This is a genomic window from Streptomyces sp. NPDC052396, assembly GCF_044593195.1.
Lineage (GTDB): Bacteria > Actinomycetota > Actinomycetes > Streptomycetales > Streptomycetaceae > Streptomyces.
The window spans coordinates 758,383-779,379 of record NZ_JBIUAW010000001.1; the positions used below are offsets into that span (position 1 = coordinate 758,383).

Annotated in this window: 17 protein-coding genes and 1 pseudogene; 9 read left to right on the forward strand and 9 right to left on the reverse strand. The window is 70.3% G+C overall.

The annotated features are described in order from the left end of the window. Positions 1-9: 9 nt before the first annotated feature. From ACIHFE_RS03735 to ACIHFE_RS03745, 3 genes and pseudogenes are all read right to left on the reverse strand, one after another. Positions 10-666, reverse strand: a complete 657-nt coding sequence (locus ACIHFE_RS03735) for a hypothetical protein (RefSeq protein ID WP_400104132.1) — start codon at positions 664-666, stop codon at positions 10-12. Further along, a pseudogene (locus ACIHFE_RS03740) lies at positions 663-1,409 on the reverse strand (ATP-binding cassette domain-containing protein); the annotation flags it as partial. The pseudogene ACIHFE_RS03740 and the gene ACIHFE_RS03735, both read right to left, overlap by 4 nt. Before the next feature lie 212 nt (positions 1,410-1,621). Then, on the reverse strand, positions 1,622-1,855 hold the full coding sequence (locus tag ACIHFE_RS03745) for a hypothetical protein (RefSeq protein WP_400104133.1): 234 nt from the start codon (positions 1,853-1,855) through the stop codon (positions 1,622-1,624). Between the two features lie 294 nt (positions 1,856-2,149). Between ACIHFE_RS03745 and ACIHFE_RS03750 the strand changes: the two genes are divergently transcribed. Continuing rightward, complete coding sequence (locus ACIHFE_RS03750) at positions 2,150-3,340, forward strand: helix-turn-helix domain-containing protein (protein ID WP_400104134.1); 1,191 nt, start codon at positions 2,150-2,152, stop codon at positions 3,338-3,340. Positions 3,341-3,439: 99 nt separating this feature from the next. Next, complete coding sequence (locus ACIHFE_RS03755; RefSeq protein ID WP_400104135.1) at positions 3,440-3,961, forward strand: GNAT family N-acetyltransferase; 522 nt, start codon at positions 3,440-3,442, stop codon at positions 3,959-3,961. Positions 3,962-4,611: 650 nt separating this feature from the next. Here ACIHFE_RS03755 and ACIHFE_RS03760 read toward each other — a convergent pair. The 4 genes from ACIHFE_RS03760 to ACIHFE_RS03775 all read right to left on the reverse strand — a co-directional run bounded on the left by ACIHFE_RS03760 (position 4,612) and on the right by ACIHFE_RS03775 (position 7,738). Continuing rightward, positions 4,612-5,448, reverse strand: coding sequence for a thioredoxin domain-containing protein (locus tag ACIHFE_RS03760; protein ID WP_400104136.1), 837 nt, complete (start codon positions 5,446-5,448; stop codon positions 4,612-4,614). Positions 5,449-5,489: 41 nt separating this feature from the next. Then, positions 5,490-6,161, reverse strand: coding sequence for a hypothetical protein (locus ACIHFE_RS03765; protein WP_400104137.1), 672 nt, complete (start codon positions 6,159-6,161; stop codon positions 5,490-5,492). Positions 6,162-6,240: 79 nt separating this feature from the next. Beyond that, positions 6,241-7,071: a thioredoxin domain-containing protein gene (locus ACIHFE_RS03770; RefSeq protein ID WP_400104138.1), complete on the reverse strand. Its 831-nt coding sequence runs from the start codon at positions 7,069-7,071 to the stop codon at positions 6,241-6,243. 37 nt (positions 7,072-7,108) lie between these two features. Next, complete coding sequence (locus ACIHFE_RS03775; protein ID WP_400104139.1) at positions 7,109-7,738, reverse strand: hypothetical protein; 630 nt, start codon at positions 7,736-7,738, stop codon at positions 7,109-7,111. Between the two features lie 189 nt (positions 7,739-7,927). Here ACIHFE_RS03775 and dnaE point away from each other — a divergent pair, with 189 nt between their 5' ends. Next, complete coding sequence (gene dnaE / locus ACIHFE_RS03780; RefSeq protein ID WP_400104140.1) at positions 7,928-11,470, forward strand: DNA polymerase III subunit alpha; 3,543 nt, start codon at positions 7,928-7,930, stop codon at positions 11,468-11,470. 70 nt (positions 11,471-11,540) lie between these two features. Here dnaE and ACIHFE_RS03785 read toward each other — a convergent pair whose 3' ends face one another. Beyond that, complete coding sequence (locus tag ACIHFE_RS03785) at positions 11,541-11,699, reverse strand: hypothetical protein (RefSeq protein WP_400104141.1); 159 nt, start codon at positions 11,697-11,699, stop codon at positions 11,541-11,543. 264 nt (positions 11,700-11,963) lie between these two features. Between ACIHFE_RS03785 and ACIHFE_RS03790 the strand changes: the two genes are divergently transcribed. The 4 genes from ACIHFE_RS03790 (at position 11,964) to ACIHFE_RS03805 (ending at position 15,748) form a co-directional block, all read left to right on the forward strand. Beyond that, complete coding sequence (locus ACIHFE_RS03790; protein ID WP_400104142.1) at positions 11,964-13,214, forward strand: NYN domain-containing protein; 1,251 nt, start codon at positions 11,964-11,966, stop codon at positions 13,212-13,214. 85 nt (positions 13,215-13,299) lie between these two features. Beyond that, entirely contained in the window at positions 13,300-14,274 is a 975-nt protein-coding gene (locus ACIHFE_RS03795; RefSeq protein WP_400104403.1) for an ABC transporter ATP-binding protein, read from the forward strand. After that, positions 14,271-15,131 (forward strand): ABC transporter permease, encoded by an 861-nt coding sequence (locus ACIHFE_RS03800; RefSeq protein WP_400104143.1) that lies wholly within the window; start codon positions 14,271-14,273, stop codon positions 15,129-15,131. The genes ACIHFE_RS03795 and ACIHFE_RS03800 overlap by 4 nt, the downstream gene beginning before the upstream one ends. A gap of 17 nt (positions 15,132-15,148) precedes the next feature. After that, positions 15,149-15,748 carry an ABC transporter permease gene (locus ACIHFE_RS03805; protein WP_400104144.1) on the forward strand — a complete coding sequence of 200 codons (600 nt, stop codon included), beginning with the start codon at positions 15,149-15,151 and terminating at the stop codon, positions 15,746-15,748. Between the two features lie 140 nt (positions 15,749-15,888). Here ACIHFE_RS03805 and ACIHFE_RS03810 read toward each other — a convergent pair whose 3' ends face one another. Beyond that, on the reverse strand, positions 15,889-16,104 hold the full coding sequence (locus ACIHFE_RS03810; RefSeq protein ID WP_400104145.1) for a response regulator transcription factor: 216 nt from the start codon (positions 16,102-16,104) through the stop codon (positions 15,889-15,891). Between the two features lie 231 nt (positions 16,105-16,335). Between ACIHFE_RS03810 and ACIHFE_RS03815 the strand changes: the two genes are divergently transcribed. Together ACIHFE_RS03815 and ACIHFE_RS03820 are read left to right on the forward strand one after the other, a co-directional pair. Next, complete coding sequence (locus ACIHFE_RS03815; protein WP_400104146.1) at positions 16,336-17,586, forward strand: MFS transporter; 1,251 nt, start codon at positions 16,336-16,338, stop codon at positions 17,584-17,586. Then, positions 17,583-20,957, forward strand: a complete 3,375-nt coding sequence (locus ACIHFE_RS03820; RefSeq protein ID WP_400104147.1) for a type I polyketide synthase — start codon at positions 17,583-17,585, stop codon at positions 20,955-20,957. Before ACIHFE_RS03815 ends, ACIHFE_RS03820 begins: the two co-directional genes overlap by 4 nt. The last annotated feature ends 40 nt before the right edge of the window (positions 20,958-20,997 follow it).

Genomic DNA, 20,997 nt, shown 5'->3' on the forward strand with positions numbered 1-20,997 from the left:
CCCCATTGCTTAGGGTTTCCGCACCACCAGCACATGGGTGACCGCCGTCGCCGCCGCCAGCACCGCGGCGGCGATCAGCAGCATCGCCGCCCCGGGCGCCAGCAGCCTCGTGGCGTCGTTGGATGTCGCCATCAGCTCCAGCAGCCGGTTCACCGGCGGCAGGCCCCGGGTGAAGAGGGTGCCCATCACCAGCGTGACGGCCGTCAGCAGCGCATACCCCTGCCGCCGGAAGAGCAGGCGCGAGCAGGGCAGCCCGATGGCGATACCGGTGCACGCACCGGTGAGCTGAGCCGCCACGCCCAGCAGCAGATCCGCCGGGGTGAGGCGGTAACTCCCCACCGCCAGCGGAAAGACCAGCCCGACCGCCATCAGCACCAGACAGCCCAGCAGCACCGTGGCCACCGAGGCGAGCATCACTCTCAGCGAACGCCCCGCGCTGACCACGACGATGGCGCGCTGCGCCGGGTCGTCCACGCCCAGCACGGCCGTGGTCAGCCAGGCCGAGCAGACGAACAGCGCCCCGGCGGCCGAGGCGTAGGCGGCCGGCAGCGCCCCGCCGCCGCTGACGGTCAGCACCGCCAGCAGCCCCAGGAACAGGAACACCGGGGGCAGATAGCGCTGGGTATGGAGGGTGGTGGCGAAGGTGTAGCGAATCAGCGCGATCAACGGTCCGTCTCCCGGGTCACACCCACCACGGACCAGCCGTGCCGCAGGGCGAGGTGGAGCAGGGCGTCGGCGTGCACGTCGTCCACGGTGAGGGTGATGCGCGCATCCTCGGCGCGCACGGCAAGCACTCCCTCAACTGCTCGCCAGTCCAGCGCGCGGGCACCGGTGCCGGGCTCGGCCAGTACGACCTCGGCCACCGGCCGTCGTTCCGCGGCCTCTTGGAGCGTGACCCGCCCGCCGCCGACCGCGTAGGCACGCGACGCCCTTGCGCGGGTGACCGCCTCCCGGTGATCGGTGAACACCACGGTGCCCCCGGCGTCCGCCACCTCGGTGATGATCTCGGCGAGCACCTGGTGCGCCGAGGCGTCCAGCCCCGACCAGGGCTCGTCCAGCACCAGCAACTCCGGCCGCACCAGCAGCGCCTGGGCCAGCGCCACCTTCTGGGCGTTCCCCTTGGACAGGGTGCGCAGCGGGGCATCCGCCCCGCCCGCGAGCGCCAGCCGCTCCAGCAGCTCGCCGGCGCGGGTGGTGGCGAGGTGGGTGGGCAGCCCCCGTATGCGCCCCATATGTGTCAAGTAGGCGGTGGCGGTGAGGCGTTCCACCGGCGCAAAGCGGTCCGGTACATAGCCGATGGTTGCCGGGCGGCCGGTGACCGTTCCGCTGGTGGGGCGGGTGAGCCCGGCCAGCATCCGCAGGAGGGTCGACTTGCCGGAGCCGTTGCCGCCGGTGAAGGCTATGACTTCGCCGGGGGCGAGTTCCGCGTTGACGCCACGCAGCACCCAACCGCCTCTGCCATAGCGCTTGCCGGCGGCTTCAAGGCGCATCATCCCGCCCCCCCCGGTTTCTTTGAACTGCCTGGATCCACTGAGATCGCGGGCAGGCGGTTACGGTACGGGGGCGGGGCTAATGGCGGCGTGAGGGCCCGCAGTTGCGGGCCCGTTTCGCTGGTAGCCCCTCACTCCATGAGCTGCGTTTGCCAGTACCTGTGGACGATCTCGCGGTAGGTGTCATGGCCGGAGTTGCGGCCCGTGTGCTCGAAGGCCCAGCTGCGACAGCTGTTGAAGTCGGCGCCGGGGCCGGAGCGTTCGGCGCAGCCCAGGCATTCCAGCTCGTGGGCGGCAAGTGGGTTGCCGGGGATCTTGTGCGTGATGATGCGCCATCGTGCGAACCCGGCGACAAGGCGGCTCATCGTTCCCCTCCTTGGGAGGAGAGCAGGTTGATGCCGTGGTGGCCGACGACGGAGGTGCCCATAGGGACCAGGGCGAGCCCGATGGCAGCCCTGCGGGACGGCCTGGCTTTGCAGAGCCGGCGGCGGATAGGGTCGAGCATGTCAGCGCTCCTCGTTAGCGTTGGCCACGCCCCCGGACGCTCACCCGTCGCGGGGGTACGTGCTTGTTGGCGCTCAACCTTCCGTCCCACGGGTTGACCGTCCAGCCGCCCAATGTCCGCCCGCCGTCGGCCTACTGTCGGCCAGAATGGGGGCATGGGGAGTGTCATCGGGGCCAACATCCGACGTCTCCGCGATGAGCGAGGGTGGAGTCAGGCACGCCTGGGACGCGAGACGTGCCGTATAGCGGGCCTCAGTGCGGACTCGATCGGCCGCAAGGAGATCAGCCGGTATGAACTGGGCAGGCGCACACCACGGGAGTGGCTGCCTTTCATCGCTCAGGCGTTGGGTGTGACGATCGCCGATCTCAAGGTGCCCTGTGCGGCCGTGGAGTTGGCGAAGCGCGACCGCCCACCTGGTCTGAGTGTGGCGAGGGGCGACGAATTCGCGCATGGCATTCGCCGAATGTCGGCGCGCCTGGTCGCTCTCGACAACGAGATGCACGGCCTTCCGATCGCCGAAATGGCCGCTCGCTCGTTCAAGACCGTGCACCGGCGCCTGGGTGACGGCTCCTGTGTAACGGCCAAGTGTGAGCGCGATGTCCAGTCGGCAGCGGCCGAGTTGGCGGAGATTGCCGGGTGGGCGTTGTTCAATGAAGGGAAGTTCACGGCGTCGCGCAGATTCAATCAGGAGGCACTATTCCTCGCGCAGCTTTCCCGTGACCGGTCCGTGGAGCTCATCACGCTTCAGAACATGGGGATGCTGGCCGGGTGGACCGGGCGCTCGCGGGAGGAGTTGGCCATTGCGCGCTCCGTTATCGAGCGGCACGCTCTGACCCCTAGAGTAGAGGCGATGTTTCGGGCCAGAGAGGCGCAAGGTCTGGCGGCATCGGGACAACCCTCCGAGGCGGCTCGCTCTTTCGATCGCGCGCGGTCCTTGCTGCAGGACAGCGGGCCGGATGATGAGCCCTACTGGGCGTGGTGGGTAACCGAAAGGGAAATAGACCGGCAGCAAGGCCGGGCACTCCATGTCACCGGGCGGTGGCGCGAAGCCATTCCCGTTCTTGTGCGTGCGATGGAGTTCTGGTCGGAGGCGCATGTGGGGTATGGAAACGTCGCATCCGTGCGACTCCTGGACTGCCTTCTGGAGGCCAGTTCCTGGCGCGAGGCAGAGGAAGAGGCGGGAAAGCTTTTACCGGTTCTCGCTGAGATGTCTTCAGTGGTGACCCTCAACTTGCTGGAAAAGGTGGCCAGTAGGGGGCGGGAATTGACCAAGGCGCCCTCAGGTCTTCGGGATGTACTGCATCGCATCAGCATTGGCATGGATGAAGATCCATACGAAATCTGATGGGCGACCTCGGCAGACCGGTGCGTCGGGCAGGGTGTTGGTGGTGACTCTCCGGGGGAACTCTTCATGACACAGCAGGGCCCATTCAAGGTTGAACGCATGGACAGGGACGCCGCCATGCAAGCCGAGGATGCCATCCGGCTCGTCTACGCCGAAGTATTCGCCGAGCCGCCCTACAACGAGACCGAGAACGAAGTCGCGGCCACCTTCCGGCGCTTCCGCTCCCAGACCCGCAAACGCACCTTCCGGGCCACTCTGGCCCGCACCGCCGAGGGTGAGCCCATCGGCATGGCATACGGCTACCCGCTCGGCGCCAACACGGGCTGGTGGGACCAACTCCTCGCGCCCGTGCCCGAGGAGATGAGGCACGAGGACGGGCACCGTACCTTCGGGCTTATGGAACTCGCCGTGCGCGCGTCATGGCGCCGGCGGGGTGTGGCGCGCCGCCTGCATGAATCCCTGCTCCAGGATGCCGGGACGGAACGGGTGCTGCTCAATGTCCGTCAGGACAGCGAGGCGGCGTTGGCCGCTTACCGGGCTTGGGGGTACCGCAAGGTTGGTGAGGCGCGGCCCTGGGAGGGCGCGGTTGTCCATGACGTGATGCTGCTCGATCTCGGCTGAGGATCTGTGGTGTCCGAAATCAACCTTGATATTTTGTGTGGCTAGCTATAAAGGGTGCAGCGTGGCTGGATCGAAAGTTCACATTGGCCGGAAACCGGTCGCCCAGATCGCAGGGGTGTTGCTACTTTTCGGTTGCCGCAAATCGGCGGCGAGTGAGGACGGGAAAGGAAGGGGTAGAAATTGCGTAATCGTGTAGGTCGTTGGGTGACTGGTGGAGTAACTGCGGGGCTTCTTGCGGCAGGGCTTGGGATAGCTTCGGCTTCCACGGCCAGTGCTAGCCCCAGTAAGGCCGAGGTAAGCCACAACTGGTGCGCACCCTGGTCGTTCGTGGATTCAGACGGGACTATTTACTCCTGGCAGAAGTGGGTTCAGAGGGCTGGCCACAAGGTTGCTCTCTGGCGCATGTCGAATAAGGACCAGGGTGTCGATTACTTCTTTGAGAGTGGCCCTTGCGAATGATCTCGCGTGAAGTGGCTTGATGAGGTATCTGCGGGTTCGTTGGAGAGGGTGATGCCCTCTGCGGGGCAATTTGCTCTTCTTCGGGTCCTTGCCGGGCGTGAGGTAGCCGTTAATTGCCGACCGCCTGAGTTTGCGTAACAGAACTGGGCGGACAATCTATGCTTGGGTTGTCCGCCCAGTTGCATTATTCGCTACTTCTTCTGCGGGCCGAACTCCTTGTTCATTACAGAGTTGTAGATGTCCGGGGTCATCGGCGGTACGGGGTGGCCGTCGGGACCGGGCACAGTCAGTTGCTTTTTGCCGTGCAGCAGGGCGGGGGTGCCGTTGACGCCGTCCTTGCCGAAGAGCTTGCCCATCTCCAGGCCCCAGCGGTCGTAGACATGGTCCTTGACGTTCTTCTCGAAGCCTGCGTTGCCCTTCAGCGCCGGGACCTGCTGGGCGATGTCGAGCAGCTTCTGGTCGTCGGAGAAGGCGTCGTCCTGCTCGTCGGGGTGGTTCTTCTTGGAGTAGAGGGCTTCCTTGTAGTCGAGGAAGGCCTCGGGGCTGACGTTGAGCGCGGCACCGAGGGCGCTGACCGCGTTCTTGGAGCCGGTGCCCGGGAGGTTGTCGTCGATGAAGTTGGCCAGGATGTAACGGACCTTGAAGCGGCCGCTCTTCATGTCCTGGCGGACCAGCGGACCCACGCTCTGCTCGAAGCCCGAGCACACCGGGCAGCGCGGGTCCTCGAAGATGGTCAGGGTCTCCTTGGCGTTCTTGTCGCCGATGATGATCTCGTCACCGTTGTCGCCCGTGGTGTTGGCCGGCTTGACGAGCGTCTTGCTGGCCGCGGCCTTCCAGTGGCTGTCGCCGCCGTTGTTCATCTGGGTGACCGCCACGCCGATGCCGCCCGCGACCGCGAGGACGACCAGCACGCCGCCGGCGACCAGCAGCTGCCGCCTGGTCTTGTCCTTCTTGGCCTGGCGTTCGCGCTCGGCGCGCAGCCGCTCGCGGGCGGCCTGCTTGTTCTGGGAGTTGTTGCGGGTGCTCATGGTGATGTCTTCTCCGGGTGGATATACGGGTGTTGGGACGCTCAGGCGGCAAGAGCCACCGGAGGTCCGCGCCGTACCACGGAGTGGATGAGCAGGGGGAGCGCGCGAAGGCGGAAGGTATCGCGGGCTGGGCGGATGCCCGGGTTCGCGGGGCGTACCGGGGCGCGCAAGGCGACGGCCAGCCGCAGGGGGCGGAAGGCGGAGGCGGCGACCGCTCGCATCAGCCGGGCCAGGGCGACCTCGCCGCGGCGCAGCCAGCCGGCGGCCAGCAGGCCTACGGCGATATGGACGGCCAGCAGCAGCCAGGGGCCGGCGGAGCCGATGATCTGGGCCGGGCTGTCCGGGGCGGCGGCCATCCGGGCCAGCGGGGTGCCCACGGGGCCGCCATGGCAGACCAGGTCGATGCCCAGGGAGTGCAGGGGGCCGGAGACCGGGCCGCCGCCGGGGCCGTAACACGCCTGCTGGCCGGTGGTGAAGACGGTGTCGGCGGCCAGTTCCAGCGGGATGAGCAGGGCGGCTATCGGCCAGTAGCCGCGCTCACGGCCGGCGAGGGCGAAGGATATGCAGAAGTAGAGGCCGGAGAGCGCCGCCACCGTGGTCAGGGGGAGCGGCATCCGGGAGAGCAGGATGTGGGAGGCCGCGGAGAGGGTGACGCAGAGCGCGGTGAAGAGCGTGGCGCGCAGCGCCCGCAACCGAACTCCCGTCCCCTTCATGATGCGGAAGTGTGCCACGACACGCCGCAATTGTCGTGTCACGGTTCGGCATCGTGGAGGGGACGGGGGAGCTACCGGGTCAGGACTTCAGGAGGGGGTCGATGGCCTGGTTGAACTGTTCCGGGGTCATCGGCGCACCCTTGCCGTTGGGGGAGTCCACCTCGATCTTCTTGCCGTCCAGCTTGATGGTGGGGGTGCCGGAGACGTCCTTGGCCTTGTCGAAGGTGGCGGACATCTCCAGGGCCCACTTGTCGAAGGTGCCGTCCTTGACGTTCTTCTGGAACTGCGCGTTGTCCTTCAACGCCGGCACCTGGTCGGCGACCTTCAGCAGGGTGTCCGTGCTGGAGTAGGAGTCCTTGGTCTCCTCGGGGTGGTTGTCCTTGGCGTAGAGCGCCTTGTTGTAGTCGGAGAACGCCTGCGGGCTGACATTGAGGGCGGCGCCCAGGGCGCTGAGCGCGGCCTTGGAACCGGTGCCGCCGAAGCCCTTGTCCAGGAAGGTGCCGATCGTGTACTGGACCTTGAACTTGCCGTCCTTGATGTCCTTGCCGATGGTGTCACCGACGTTCTGCTCGAAGACCGAGCAGATCGGGCAGCGCATGTCCTGGTAGATCTCCAGGGTGTGCTTGGCGTTCTTGTCGCCGATGACCACCTGGGTGCCCTGGTCGCCGGCCGTGTTGGCGGGCTTGACCAGGGTCTTGTCCGCGGCCGCGGTCCAGTGGGCGCTGCCGCCGCCACCGCCCAGCTGGCTGACGGCCACGCCTATGCCGGCCGCGATGGCCAGCACGGCCACCACTCCGCCGCCGACCAGCAGCTGCCGCCTGGTCTTGTCCTTCTTGGCCTGGCGTTCGCGCTCGGCGCGCAGCCGGTCGCGGGCGGACTGCTTGTTGTCCCAGTTGTTGCGCTTGCTCATGGTGTCTCTTGATCTCCGTGTTGAGGCGGGTTTCCGGTCAGCCGAGGGCAGCCGAGGCTGCCGGGGCCGGCGGAGGTCCGCGCCGTACGACGGAGTGGAGCAGGAGCGGGCGGGGGAGCGGGGTGCGGGAGCGGTGGACGGGCCGGGCGCGCACCCGCTCGTCAGGGGCCAGGGGTGAGGTCACCAGCCGCAGCGGGCGGAAGGCCGCGGCGGCCGCGGTGCGCAGCAGCCCGGCCAGGGCGGCCTCGCCGCGGCGCAGCCAGGCGGCGGCCAGCAGGGCCACCGCCAGATGGGCGGCCGGCAGCAGCCAGGGGATGGCGGCCATGGAGTGCGCCAGCGGGGTGCCCAGCCGGCCGCCGCAGATCAGGGTGAGGGCGCCGGGGAGCGGATGGCCCGCCCGGTCGTAACAGGTGTCCTGGCCGGTGCTGAGCGCCGCGCCGGCCGCCAGCTCCAGCGGGATGAGCAGGGCGGCTATCCGCCAGTAGCCGCGCTCGCGGCCCGCCAGGGCGTAGGCCAGGGCGAAGATGCCGGCGCCGGCGGCGGCCACCGGGGGCAGGGGCAGCGGGCGGCCGGAGAGCAGGACCTGGCAGGCGGTGGACAGCAGCACGCACAGCGCCGTGAACAGCGCCGCGCGCAGGGCGCGCCATCGTGCCGCCGATATGTCCATAGGAATCGAGTCTGTCATGGCTTGCGGTAAGCCGCGCCTAAAGGGCGGCTCCGGGGCATCCGCTACTCGAATATGCATTCGTATGGTCGCCTTGAAGCGTGCGGCTGTCGGTGCGGCCCGGCCCCCTGAGGCGCGGCCGGTAACCTTCATTGCCTGCCGTCACCCGTCCGCCGCCGGAGGTCTCCCGTCGTGAGCAAGCCGCCCTTCACGCACCTGCACGTTCACACCCAGTACTCGCTGCTGGACGGTGCCGCGCGGCTCAAGGACATGTTCAATGCCTGCAATGAGATGGGCATGACGCATATCGCCATGACCGACCATGGCAACCTGCACGGCGCCTATGACTTCTTCCACCAGGCCAAGAAGGCCGGCGTCACGCCGATCATCGGCATCGAGGCCTATGTGGCCCCCGAGTCCCGGCGCAACAAGCGGCGCATCCAGTGGGGCCAGCCGCACCAGAAGCGCGATGATGTCTCCGGCTCCGGCGGTTACACCCACAAGACCATCTGGGCGGCCAACCGGACCGGCCTGCACAACCTCTTCCGGCTCTCCTCGGACGCCTACGCCGAGGGCTGGCTGACCAAGTGGCCCCGGATGGACAAGGAGACCCTGGCCCAGTGGTCCGAGGGTCTGATCGCCTCCACCGGCTGCCCCTCCGGCGAGCTGCAGACCCGGCTTCGCCTGGGCCAGTACGAGGAGGCGTACAAGGCGGCCGCCGAGTACCAGGAGATCTTCGGCAAGGACCGCTACTTCCTGGAGCTGATGGACCACGGCATCGAGATCGAGCGCCGGGTCCGCGACGGGCTGCTGGAGATCGGCAAGAAGCTGGGCATCCCGCCGCTGGTCACCAATGACTCGCACTACACCTACGCCCATGAGTCGGGCGCGCACGACGCCCTGCTGTGCATCCAGACCGGCAAGAACCTCTCCGACCCGGACCGCTTCAAGTTCGACGGCTCCGGCTACTACCTGAAGTCGACGGACGAGATGTACGCGGTCGACTCCTCCGACGCCTGGCAGGAGGGCTGCCGCAACACCCTGCTGGTCGCCGAGCAGGTCGACACCACCGGCTGGTTCGAGAAGCGCGACCTGATGCCCAAGTTCGATGTGCCGGACGGCTACACCGAGGTCACCTGGTTCCAGGAGGAGGTCAAGCGGGGCATGGCCCGCCGCTTCCCCGGCGGCGTCCCCGAGGACCGGCAGAAGCAGGCCGAGTACGAGATGGACGTCATCATCCAGATGGGGTTCCCGGGCTACTTCCTGGTGGTGGCCGACTTCATCATGTGGGCCAAGAAGAACGGCATCGCGGTGGGCCCGGGGCGTGGTTCCGCGGCCGGTTCGATCGTCGCCTACGCGATGGGCATCACCGACCTCGACCCGATCCCGCACGGCCTGATCTTCGAGCGGTTCCTCAACCCCGAGCGCGTCTCCATGCCCGATGTCGACATCGACTTCGACGAGCGCCGGCGCGGTGAGGTGATCCGGTATGTCACCGAGAAGTACGGCGCCGACAAGGTCGCCATGATCGGCACCTACGGCACCATCAAGGCCAAGAACGCCATCAAGGACTCGGCCCGGGTGCTGGGTTACCCCTACGCCATGGGCGACCGCATCACCAAGGCCATGCCCGCCGACGTCCTGGGCAAGGGCATCCCGCTCTCCGGCATCACCGACCCCAGCCACCCGCGCTACAGCGAGGCGGGCGAGGTGCGTGGGATGTACGAGAACGAGCCAGATGTGAAGAAGGTCATCGACACCGCGCGCGGTGTGGAGGGCCTGGTGCGGCAGATGGGTGTGCACGCGGCCGGCGTGATCATGTCCAGTGAGACCATCACCGACCATGTCCCGGTCTGGGTCCGGCACAGCGACGGTGTGACCATCACGCAGTGGGACTACCCCAGTTGTGAGTCGCTGGGCCTGCTGAAGATGGACTTCCTGGGCCTGCGCAACCTCACCATCATGGATGACGCCGTGAAGATGGTGAAGGCCAACAAGGGCATCGACATCGACCTGCTGGAACTGCCGCTGGACGACCCCACCACCTTCGACCTGCTCCAGCGCGGCGACACCCTGGGCGTGTTCCAGTTCGACGGCGGCCCCATGCGCTCGCTGCTGCGGCTGATGAAGCCCGACAACTTCGAAGACATCTCCGCCGTGTCCGCGCTCTACCGGCCGGGCCCGATGGGCATGAACTCGCACACCAACTACGCCCTGCGCAAGAACAAGCAGCAGGAGATCACCCCGATCCACCCGGATCTGGAGAAGCCGCTGGAAGAGGTCCTGGCCGTCACCTACGGCCTGATCGTCTACCAGGAGCAGGTGCAGAAGGCCGCCCAGATCATCGCCGGTTACTCGCTGGGCGAGGCCGACATCCTCCGCCGCGTCATGGGCAAGAAGAAGCCCGAGGAACTGGCCAAGAACTTCACCATCTTCCAGGAGGGCGCCCGGAAGAACGGCTACAAGGACGAGGCCATCCAGGCGCTGTGGGATGTGCTGGTGCCCTTCGCCGGCTACGCCTTCAACAAGGCCCACTCCGCCGCGTACGGCCTGGTCTCCTACTGGACCGCCTACCTCAAGGCCAACCACCCGGCCGAGTACATGGCCGCGCTGCTCACCTCGGTCAAGGACGACAAGGACAAGTCGGCGACCTACCTCAATGAATGCCGCCGGATGGGCATCAAGGTCCTGCCGCCCAATGTCAATGAGTCCGAGGCCAACTTCGCCGCCCAGGGCGATGATGTGATCCTCTTCGGCCTGACCGCGGTGCGCAACGTCGGTGCCAACGTGGTGGATTCGATCATCCGGTGCCGCAAGTCCAAGGGGAAGTACACCTCGTTCCCCGACTTCCTGGACAAGGTCGAGGCGGTGGTGTGCAACAAGCGCACCGTGGAATCGCTGATCAAGGCCGGTGCCTTCGACGAGATGGGGCACACCCGCAAGGGCCTCACCGCGCACTACGAGCCGATGATCGACAACGTGGTGGCCGTCAAGCGCAAGGAGGCGGAAGGGCAGTTCGACCTCTTCGGCGGCATGGGCGACGAGACCGCCGACGAGGGCCCCGGCTTCGGGCTGGACGTGGAGTTCTCCGATGTGGAGTGGGAGAAGTCCTATCTGCTCGCCCAGGAGCGGGAGATGCTCGGCCTCTATGTCTCCGACCACCCGCTGTTCGGCATCGAGCATGTCCTCAACGACAAGGCGGACGCGGCCATCTCCCAGCTCACCGGCGGTGAGCACGCGGACGGGGCGATCGTCACCATCGGCGGCATCATCTCCGGCCTCCAGCGCAAGATGACCAAGCAGGGCAACGCCTGGGCCATCGCCACCGTGGAGGACCTGGCCGGCTCCATCGACTGCATGTTCTTCCCGGCCACCTACCAGCTGGTCTCCACCCAACTGGTGGAGGACGCCGTGGTGTTCGTCAAGGGCCGCCTGGACAAGCGGGAGGACATCCCGCGCCTGGTCGCCATGGAGCTGATGGTCCCCGACCTGTCCAACGCGGGCAGCAACGCCCCGGTGGTCATCACCATCCCCACCGTCAAGGTCACCCCGCCGCTGGTGGAGAAGCTGGGCCAGGTGCTCACCCACCACAAGGGCTCCACCGAGGTGCGCATCAAGCTCCAGGGTGCCCGCAAGACCACCGTGCTGCGGCTGGACCGGCACCGGGTGACGCCCGACCCGGCCCTCTTCGGCGACCTCAAGGTGCTGCTCGGACCGTCCTGCCTGGCGGGCTGAGCCCGGGTACCCGCATCGGGGGCGCGCCTACGGACCGTGGGCGCGCCCCCGAAGTGCGTCCGAGCGCCGGTCAGTTGTGGCCGAAACGGCGCTGCTTGTCCTTACGGGCCACATCCGCGGGGGTGGCCTGGGTGATCCGCTGCTCGACCTGGTGCTCCGCCGACGACTTCTGCGATTTCTGCGGCGCGGACTTCTGCTGGCTGCGATCCTGCTTCTTGTTCTTGGCCATGACTGTGCTTGCCTCCACTCTGATACCCCCGCACAGCACCCTGGCACATGCCGATACTTCACGCATTTCGGTCCATAACCCTGTGTGACAGCGAGACTTATCGGCCACAGGCCGTATCCGCCACGCCGATGATCCAGTTCGGACTGATAACCCCCGCATGGTCGGGCAGACTCCAGGGAAAGCCGACACCCAACCGGGGCACCGCCGTGCCGGGGCGACCGCCTTGACGAAGTACAGGGAACGACAAGGGAAAGAGGGTGGAACGTGGACCGCTGCGTCGTCCTGGTGGACGCCGGGTATCTGCTGGGCGCCGCCGCGAGCCTGCTGGCCGGGGACTCGGCCCGGTCCCGCATCACCGTCGACCATGCGACCCTCATCCAGGGCCTGCGCGAGCGGGCCGAGGACGAGACGCGACAGCCGCTGCTGCGGATCTACTGGTTCGACGGCGCCCCCGACCGGGTCCCCCAGCCGGAGCACCGCAGGCTGCGGGTGATGCCCCGGGTGACCGTGCGGCTGGGCGCGCTGACCCGCAGCAGCGACGGCCGCTGGGGCCAGAAGGGCGTGGACGCGGCCATGCACGCCGAGCTCACCGAACTGGCCCGCAACCGGGCCTGCTCCGACGTGGTGCTGGTCACCGGCGACGGCGACCTGCTGCCGGGCCTGATGTCCGCCAAGGAACACGGCGTCGCGGTGCACCTGTGGGCGGTGCAGGCCGCGGACGGCGACTACAACCAGTCCGAGGACCTGGTCGCCGAGGCGGACGAACGCCGGGTGCTGGACCGCACCTGGATCACCCGCGCGGTACGGGCCAAGGAGCTCACCGGCGCCTGCGCCCCGCAGCCCGCGCCGGAGCCGGAGATCGCCGCGATCCTCTCCGCGCCGCTGCCGGAGCCGGCCGCGGCCGCCGCCGGGGCCGCCGCGCCCGCCGCCGAGGCCCGGCCCGCCGGGCGCAACGGGGTACGGCCCGCCGTTCCCGCCGCGCTGGCGGGGGAACGGGCCGACGGCGCCGGCGCGCGGTCCGTACCCACCCCCAAGGACCTGGCCGGGCTGGGCCGGCCCGCCGCCCCCGGCCCGGTGCCCGCCACCAACGCCACCCTGCGGTGGTCCTCGGACAAGGGCTGGGTGGACCGGGGGCCCGGCAACGGTCTGGGCGAGTCCCCGGAGATCGCCGCCCTGCCAACCCTGGCCCAGCTCACCAGCGCGGAGCAGCGGTGGGCGGACCGGGAGGAGGACATCACCACGGTCAGCGGCGACCCCTTCGAGGTCGGGCAGGTGTTCGCCCGGCGGTGGACGGAGCGGATCACCGACCAGGCACAGTTGCAGCATCTGTCCACGGAGTATCCGCGGATCCCGCACCGGATCGACGGGGAGCTGCTGCGGTACGCGGCCCGGTTCGGGCTGCTGGCACACAAGGACGACCAGATCGACGAGCACGACCGGTATGCGATCCGGGCCGGGTTCTGGCGGGAGATCGACGCGCGGACGGCGGCGGAGCATGCGCCGGCCGGGGACTAGGTTTCGGGGGCCCCACGGCAAGCCGCGCGGCGGCGGGCGCGTACCCTCATAGCTCGTGAGTACGGGCTTGGGGCAGGACGCGATGATGTGCAGCGTGCGCGGCCTGGTCAAGGAGTATCCGGCCGGGAGGGCCCGCCGGGGTACGCCCGGCACGCCCGCGGTGCGCGCCACCGACGAGATCGACCTGGACATCCGGCGCGGCGAGATCTTCGGCCTGCTGGGCCCCAACGGGGCCGGCAAGACCACCCTGGTCCGTCAGCTCACCGGACTGCTGCGGCCCGACGCCGGCCGGATCAGCCTGCTCGGCCATGACCTGGTGCGCCACCCCGAGCGCGCGGCCCGGCTGATCGGCTACCTCGGCCAGGAGTCCAGCGCCCTGGACGAGCTGACCGTCGCCCTGGCCGCCGAGACCACCGGCCGGCTGCGCGGGCTGGACCTGCGCACCGCCCGCGCCGAGCGGGACGCCGTACTGGAGGAGCTCGGGCTGACCGCGATCGCCGCCCGGCCCCTGAAGAAACTTTCCGGCGGTCAGCGCCGGTTGGCCTGCTTCGCGGCCGCCCTGGTGGGCGACCGTCCGCTGCTCATCCTGGACGAGCCCACCACCGGCATGGACCCGGTGGCCCGCCGCGCCGTCTGGGCCGCCGTCGACCGCCGCCGCGCCGAGCGGGGCACCACGGTGCTGCTGGTCACCCATAACGTCATCGAGGCCGAGACGGTGCTGGACCGGGTCGCGGTGCTGGACGCGGGCCGGATCATCGCCTGTGACACCCCGGCCGGACTCAAGGCCCTGGTGGGCGACGAGGTGCGGGTGGAGCTGGTCTGGCGGGACGAACCCCCGCTGGACGTGCCCGCGGTGGCCGCCCTGCGGCGCGGCGCCCAGGAGGCGGGACGGCGCTGGTCGCTGCGGCTCGCCCCGGCCGAGGCGCGCGCCGCGGTGGCCGCGGTGACCGGCGGGCCCGCCTTCGCCGCACTGGACGACTTCACCCTGGCCACCCCGAGTCTGGAGGACGTCTATCTGGCGCTCGGCGGCGGTCAGGCCAAGGGACTGGTGAAGGGATGACCACGTTGTCCGGTAGCGCCGCGTCCGGTAGCGCCGTAACCGCACAGGCCACGGCCGGCAGACTGCCCGGCGCCCGCCGGGACGCGGGCGAGGAGCCGGAGCCGGCCCCGCTGGCGCCCGGGGCGCGGCTGCTGCCCGCGCTCTCGGCGGTCTACCGGGCGCAGCTGTCCCGGGCCCGGGTGGCGCGGATACCGCTGCTGTTCGTGGCGACCTTCCAGTCCATCGGCATCATGATCCTGATGCGCGGGGTGGTCTCCGGCGGCGAGGACGCCCGCGCCGTGGTGGCCGGCTCCAGTGTGCTGGTGGTCGCCTTTGTCGCGCTCAACCTGCTTGCCCAGTACTTCGGACAGCTCCGGGCCACTGGCGGCCTGGACCACTACGCCACCCTTCCGGTGCCGCCGGCCGCGGTGGTGCTGGGCGCCGCCGGCGCGTACGCCTCCTTCACCGTGCCCGGCGCCGCGGTGACGGCGGTGGCCGGCAGTGTGCTGTTCAAACTGCCGCTGGCCCACCTCTGGGTGCTGGCCGGGGTGGTTCCGCTGGCGGGAGCGGCGCTGTCCGGGCTGGGCGCGGCCCTGGGCCTGCTCGCCCCCCGGCCGGAACTGGCCACCCTGGGCGGCCAGTTGGGCATGTCGGCGGCGCTGCTGCTGGGCGTGCTGCCCGCCTCCCATCTGCCGGGGCCGATCGGCTGGGCACGCGACCTGCTGCCCTCCACCTATGGCGTGGAGGCCCTGGCCCACAGCTTCGACGCCCGCCCCGACTGGCCGCTGGTCACCGCCGACCTGGGGGTGTGCGCGGCCGTGGGCGTCCTCTCGCTGGCTCTCGCCACCTGGGCCTACCGTCGGGCGGCGGTGCGGTGACATGGCACGATGGCGGGGTGAGCGCACCGCAGACCCCGCCGCCCTCTCCCGCCACCGACGATGACGTCCGTCCCGGCCGGGAGCCGGCCGCGCTGCGCGCCGAACTGCTCCCCGCCGTGCTGGTGGCGGTGGCGGTCACCGTGGCCGGAGTGCTGCTGGGGCTGCTGTGGGTATGGCTGGCACCCCGGGTGCCGCTGATCTCGGACGGCAAGGCGGTCTACCTCAGGAACACCGAGGGGGAGCAGGCCATCGGCGCGGACGGTGTCTTCGCCCTGCTGAGCCTGGGCTTCGGCGCGCTGAGCGCCGCGGTGGTGTTCTGGTGGCGCCGGACGGGCGGGATCCCGCTGGTGGCCGGACTGGCGGTGGGCTCCGTACTGGCCTCGCTGCTCGCCTGGCGGCTGGGCATGTGGCTGGGCCCCACCTCCGATGTGGCGGCGCACGCCCGGGCGGTGGGCAAGGGCGTGGTCTTCGACGCGCCGCTGCGGCTGGGCGCCAAGGGCATGCTGCTGGCCTGGCCGGTCGCGGCCATGGCGGTGCATCTGCTGCTCACCGCGCTCTGGGGACCGCGGGACCCGGAGGAGCTCCTCGCGGATCCCATGACGGATCCCGCGGCCTGAGGGTCGCTCCCTTACGCCGGCCTGCGGCCGTGGTTGGCACGGTTCTTGCGCAGGCGCCATTTGCGTTTGCGGGTTCGCTTGGACATATAAGGGTCGTAGCGCGCGGACCGGGGTCTGTCGAGGGGTACGGCGGACCGCCGTCAGCGGAACGGGCGGACGTCCTCGGCGATGCTCAGCCGCACCAGGTCGGCCAGCGTGGGGGCGAAGTGCTTGGTGCGTATGCGCCGTAAATAGGTGCCGACCGTGTGGACGCTGATACCCAGTTTCCTGGCCGTCTGGTGGTAGGTGAGTCCCGCGCCGATATACGCCAGCACTTCACGCTCACGGGGGGACAGGCAGGACTTGGTGCTTCGCACACCGAGACTGGACAAGGTCTTCTCCGCTCCGTGAGGGACTCCTGCGGATTGAACCCATGAACTCGGCCGACTTCAAGGTTTGGCAATGATTCCGTTTGCCAACTCCGCTTCCCCGCCGGTCAGTCGGCTGTCAAGTCCCCAATGCGCGTGACTCCAAACCGTCTCCGAACCCGGCAAGGGTGAGGGTCCGTGATCAACGTGGCACCGGACCCCACACCGGAAGGAACGCGCATGAGGCACTTCCGTCTGCTCCTCGCGGGCAACGGGATCTCGGCGTACGGCAGTTACCTGAACATGGTGGCGTTGAACGTCTTCGTCTACCACGCCACCGGAAGCGCCCTGACCGCCGGCCTCTATATGGCCGTACGCCTGGCCACCAGCGTGGCCTCGGGCTGGCTGAGCGGCCGGCTGGTCTCCCGGTACGACCGCAAACGCCTGATGGTGGGCGCCGACCTCACCCAGGCCGGGGCGCTGCTGGCCCTGCTGCTGGCCCCCGGTACGGCCCGGGTGGCGCTGGTCTTCGCGCTGGCGGTGGCCGGCGGCGGCTGCGCCACCCTCTCCCAGGTGGCGCTGCGCAGCAGCATCCCCGAGATCGTCGGCGCCGGGCAGCGCGCCCGCGCCAACAGCCTGCTGGTGACCGGACGCGCCCTGGCGATGATCGCCGGCTTCGCCTCCTCCGGTGTGGTGGTGGCCCAGCTCGGCTACCGGGCCGCCTTTGTCCTGGACGCCATCAGCTTTGTGATCTCTGCGGGCATTCTGTCCGTCCTGCCGCTGCGCACCCGGGCGGCCGCCCCGCAGGCCGCGGACCAGGCGCCGCCCGTACCGCTGACCGTCCGCGTCCTGCTGCGCACCGCCCCGCTGCCGGCGGCGATGATCGCGGTCCGGGCGGTGGACGGCCTGGGCTCCTCCTCGCACAATGTCGCCCTGCCCATCTACTCCAGCGACCTGGACCCCCACCATCCGGCCACGTTCATCAGCCAGTTCTGGGCCACCTGGGCCATCGGCAACATCCTCGCCCAGCAGGTGATCGGGCGGCCGGCGAAGAAGGGCGCCGACGGCATCCCCGGGGAGCGGGGCTTCGCGCTGGGGGCCTGTGTGATGTCGGCGGGCTTTATCGCCGTGTTCAGCGGACTGCCCACGGCACCGGCCGTCATCGCCGCCCTGATCGCCGGGGCCGCCGATGGATTCACCGAGATCGTCTATGTCTCCCGGCTGCAGTCCGCCCCCGATGAGCAGCGCGGCCGGCTGTTCGGCCTGGCCGCCTCCACCGAGAACGCCGGCTTCGGGCTGGGCATGCTGATCAGCGGCGCACTGCTGGAACGCTTCTCCCCGCTGACCGTGGTGGCCGGCTTCCATGGCCTGGCCATGGTGCTGTGTATCGCCCTGTTCACCCTGCTGTACCGACGCGGCCCGGCCCCCGGCCCGGACCCGGCGGCCGCCATGGGCCGTGAGCTGCCCGGCACCCCGGGCGGTGGCGCATGACCCACGACGACCGGCGACTCGCCGTCATCGGCCTGGCCTTCCGGTTCCCCGGCGCGGACACCCGGGAGGAGTTCTGGCGCGTCATCCGGGACGGCCGGGACTGCGTCACCCGCTTCACCCCCGGGGAACTGGCCGCGGCCGGCATACCCGCCGAGCAGTACCGCGCCCCCGACTTCGTCGGCGCCTCCGGACTCCTGGACGGCATCGCCGGCTTCGACGCCGAACACTTCCGGATGAGCGCCCGCGAGGCCCAGCTCACCGACCCCCAGCACCGGTTGTTCCTGGAGTGCGCCCAGCACGCACTGGAGGACGCCGGCTACCCGGACGAGCGCGACGGCACCCGGGTGGGCGTCTGGGCCAGCACCGGCTACCAGCTGTACTCCCTGCACACCTATCTGCTCAACAACGTCCTGCCGGCCGGCACCGGCGAGGACTGGCTGTCCCGGATGCAGGCCATGGTCGGCAACCACCCCGACTTCACGGCCAGCCGGGCGGCCTACCGGCTGGGCCTGACCGGACCGGCCGTCGGTGTGCAGAGCGCCTGCTCCAGCTCGCTGGTGGCGGTGCAGCTCGCCGCCCAGTCCGTGCTGTCCGGCGACTGCGACCTCGCCCTGGCCGGCGCCACGGCCGTCCATGTGCCCCAGGTGCTGGGCTACCGGTACGTCAAGGGATCGATCCTCTCCAAGTCCGGCCGGCTGCGGGCCTTCGACGCCGGCGCCGACGGCACGGTGGGCGGCACCGGCGTGGTGGCCGTGGTCCTCAAACGGCTGACCAGGGCCCTCGCCGACGGCGACACCGTGCATGGCGTCATCCTCGGCTGGGGCATCGGCAACGACGGCGCCGGCAAACAGGCGTTCACCGCGCCCACCGCCCAGGGCCAGCACCACGCCATCCGGCAGGCCCTGCGGCGGGCCGGGGCCGGCGCGGAGAGCATCGGCTACCTGGAGACCCATGGCACCGGCACGCTCAAGGGCGACCCCATCGAATTCGACGGCGCCACCCGCGCCTACCGCCAGGACACCGACCGGACCGGCTACTGCGCCCTGGGCTCCGTCAAGGCCAACATCGGCCACCTCGACGCCGCCTCCGGCCTGGCCGGACTGGTCAAGACCCTGCTGGTGCTCCGGCACGGGGTGATCCCGCCACTGGCCAACTTCCGCACCCCCAACCCCCTGCTGGAGCTGGACACCAGCCCCTTCTACATCCCCACCGCCGCCCGGCCCTGGCCCGAGGGCGACACCCCGCGCCGGGCCGGGCTGACCTCCCTGGGCGTCGGCGGCACCAATGTCCACCTGGTCCTGGAACAGGCCCCCGAACCCGCACCCCGGGCCGCCGCGCTCCCCCCGCCGGACGTCCTGCTGGTCTCCGGCAGCAGCCCGGCCGCGCTGACCGCCAACGCCACCGCGTTCCGGGACCGGTTACGGCAGCGGCCCGGCACCCACCCCGCCGACCTGGTCACCACCGCCGCCCTGGGCCGCACCCATGGCCGGCACCGGCTGGCCGTCCGGGGCGCCGGCCCCACCGCGCTCGCCCGGGCCCTGGACACCTGGCTCGCCGGCGGGACACCCGGGACCCCGCCCCCGGACGGACCGCCCCGGACCGCCTTCCTCTACTCCGGCCAGGCCGGGCCCCATCCCGGGATGGCCCGGGCCCTCCATGAGCGCTTCCCGGTGGTGCGCGAGGTACTGGACCGCTGCGCCCACCTCTTCCATGACCTCACCGGCACCACCACCCTGCTCCCCGCACTGCTGACCGAGCCCGGGCCCGGCGCGGACCCGTGCTGGGACACCGACCTCGCCCAGCCCGCCCTCTACGCCCTGCAGTGTGCCCTGACCGAACTGTGGCGGGAGGCCGGCCTCACCCCGGACATGGTCACCGCGCACAGCGTCGGCGAGTACGCCGCCCTGTACGCGGCCGGGGCACTGTCGCTGGCCGACGGGCTGCGGCTGACCACCGAACGGGGCCGGCTGATGCAGCGGCGCTGCGCCCCCGGCGGCATGGTGGCGGTGGCGGCCGACCGGCGGACCGCGCTCCGGCTGGCCGAGGAGGTGCCGGGCCTGGAACCGGCGGTGACCAATGGAACCCGGGCCCAGGTCCTGGCCGGACCGCCCGCCGCCCTCGACCGGCTCCGCGCCCTGCTGGACCGACGCGGCATCCCCGCACGGCCGTTGCCGGTGACCCGGGCCTTCCACACCGCCCTGATGGAGCCGATGCTGGCCGAATTCCGGACCGTGCTCGATGAGATCAGCTGGCGGCCGGCCGTCCTGCCCTTGGTCAGCGGCATGGACGGCCTGCTCCGGGAGCCGGGCTGGATCCCGGACACCGGCCATCTGCTCCGGCACACCCGCCGGCCGGTCCGCTTCGACCTGGCGCTGGCCGCCGTCGGCGCCCGGCGTCCGACGGCCCTGGTGGAGATCGGGCCGCATCACACCCTCAGCGGCCTGGCCCGCCAGGCCCTGGGCGAAAACCCGGGCGAAACCCTGGGGGAGCCGCCCGCCCTGCCGTCACTCCGGCGCGGCACCGGGCTGGACGCCCTGTGGGCCGCGGCGGCGGCCCTGCACCGCGTGGGAGCGGACCTCGACTGGCGGCCGCTGCTGGCGGGCAGCGGCGGCCGGCGGATCGCGCTGCCGGGCTACCGGTTCCAGCACAAGGACCACTGGACGGGGCCGCGGCCGATGGCCCCGCGAACCGTGACACCAGCGAGAGAGGGGACTGTCGTGGAACGACGCGAGGCGACCGTCGAGCACATCCTGCACAGCATCGTGGAGTCCACCGCCCGGCACCTGGGCCATGACCCACGGGCGATCACCGGCGGTATGTCCTTCTTCGACCTCGGGGCCGACTCCCTGCAAATGATCAATGTGCTGCGGGAGCTGGAGGAGCGGCACCGGGTGAAGATCTCGATGCGGGAGCTCTTCGAGGAGACGGGCACCCCGCGACAGCTGGCGGAGCTGATCGCCGACCGAGTGCCGGGGGATGCGGATGGCGGCGCCGGGTCGCCGGTTCCGGTGGCGCCGCCTGGTGAACCCGACGCCCAACTCACCGGACCCGCCGGGCTGTTGGGCGCACCGTCGGGGCTCGGGGCCGGACCGGCGAGGCTGCCCGGCGGACCGGTGGCGGCCCCCGCCGCGCCCGGGCCGCCGCCCCTGACCGGGCACCCGGTGGCACCCCAGCCCCCGGCCGCCGCGAGACCGCCGGCGGACCCCGTGGACACGACCGCGTACGCGACCCGTGAGGAGCTGGCGGACCTCGCCGAGAAGCTCCGGCAGATCTCCCGGATACAGCTGCAGATGATGTCCCAGCTGTCCCAACTGCTCTCCCTTCAGGCCGCTTCGGCGACTGAGCGCCTCCATGGCACGGTGACCCGGTGACCGCCCTGAGCGCCGCCTCGGCGGCCCTGGAGCAGGACCT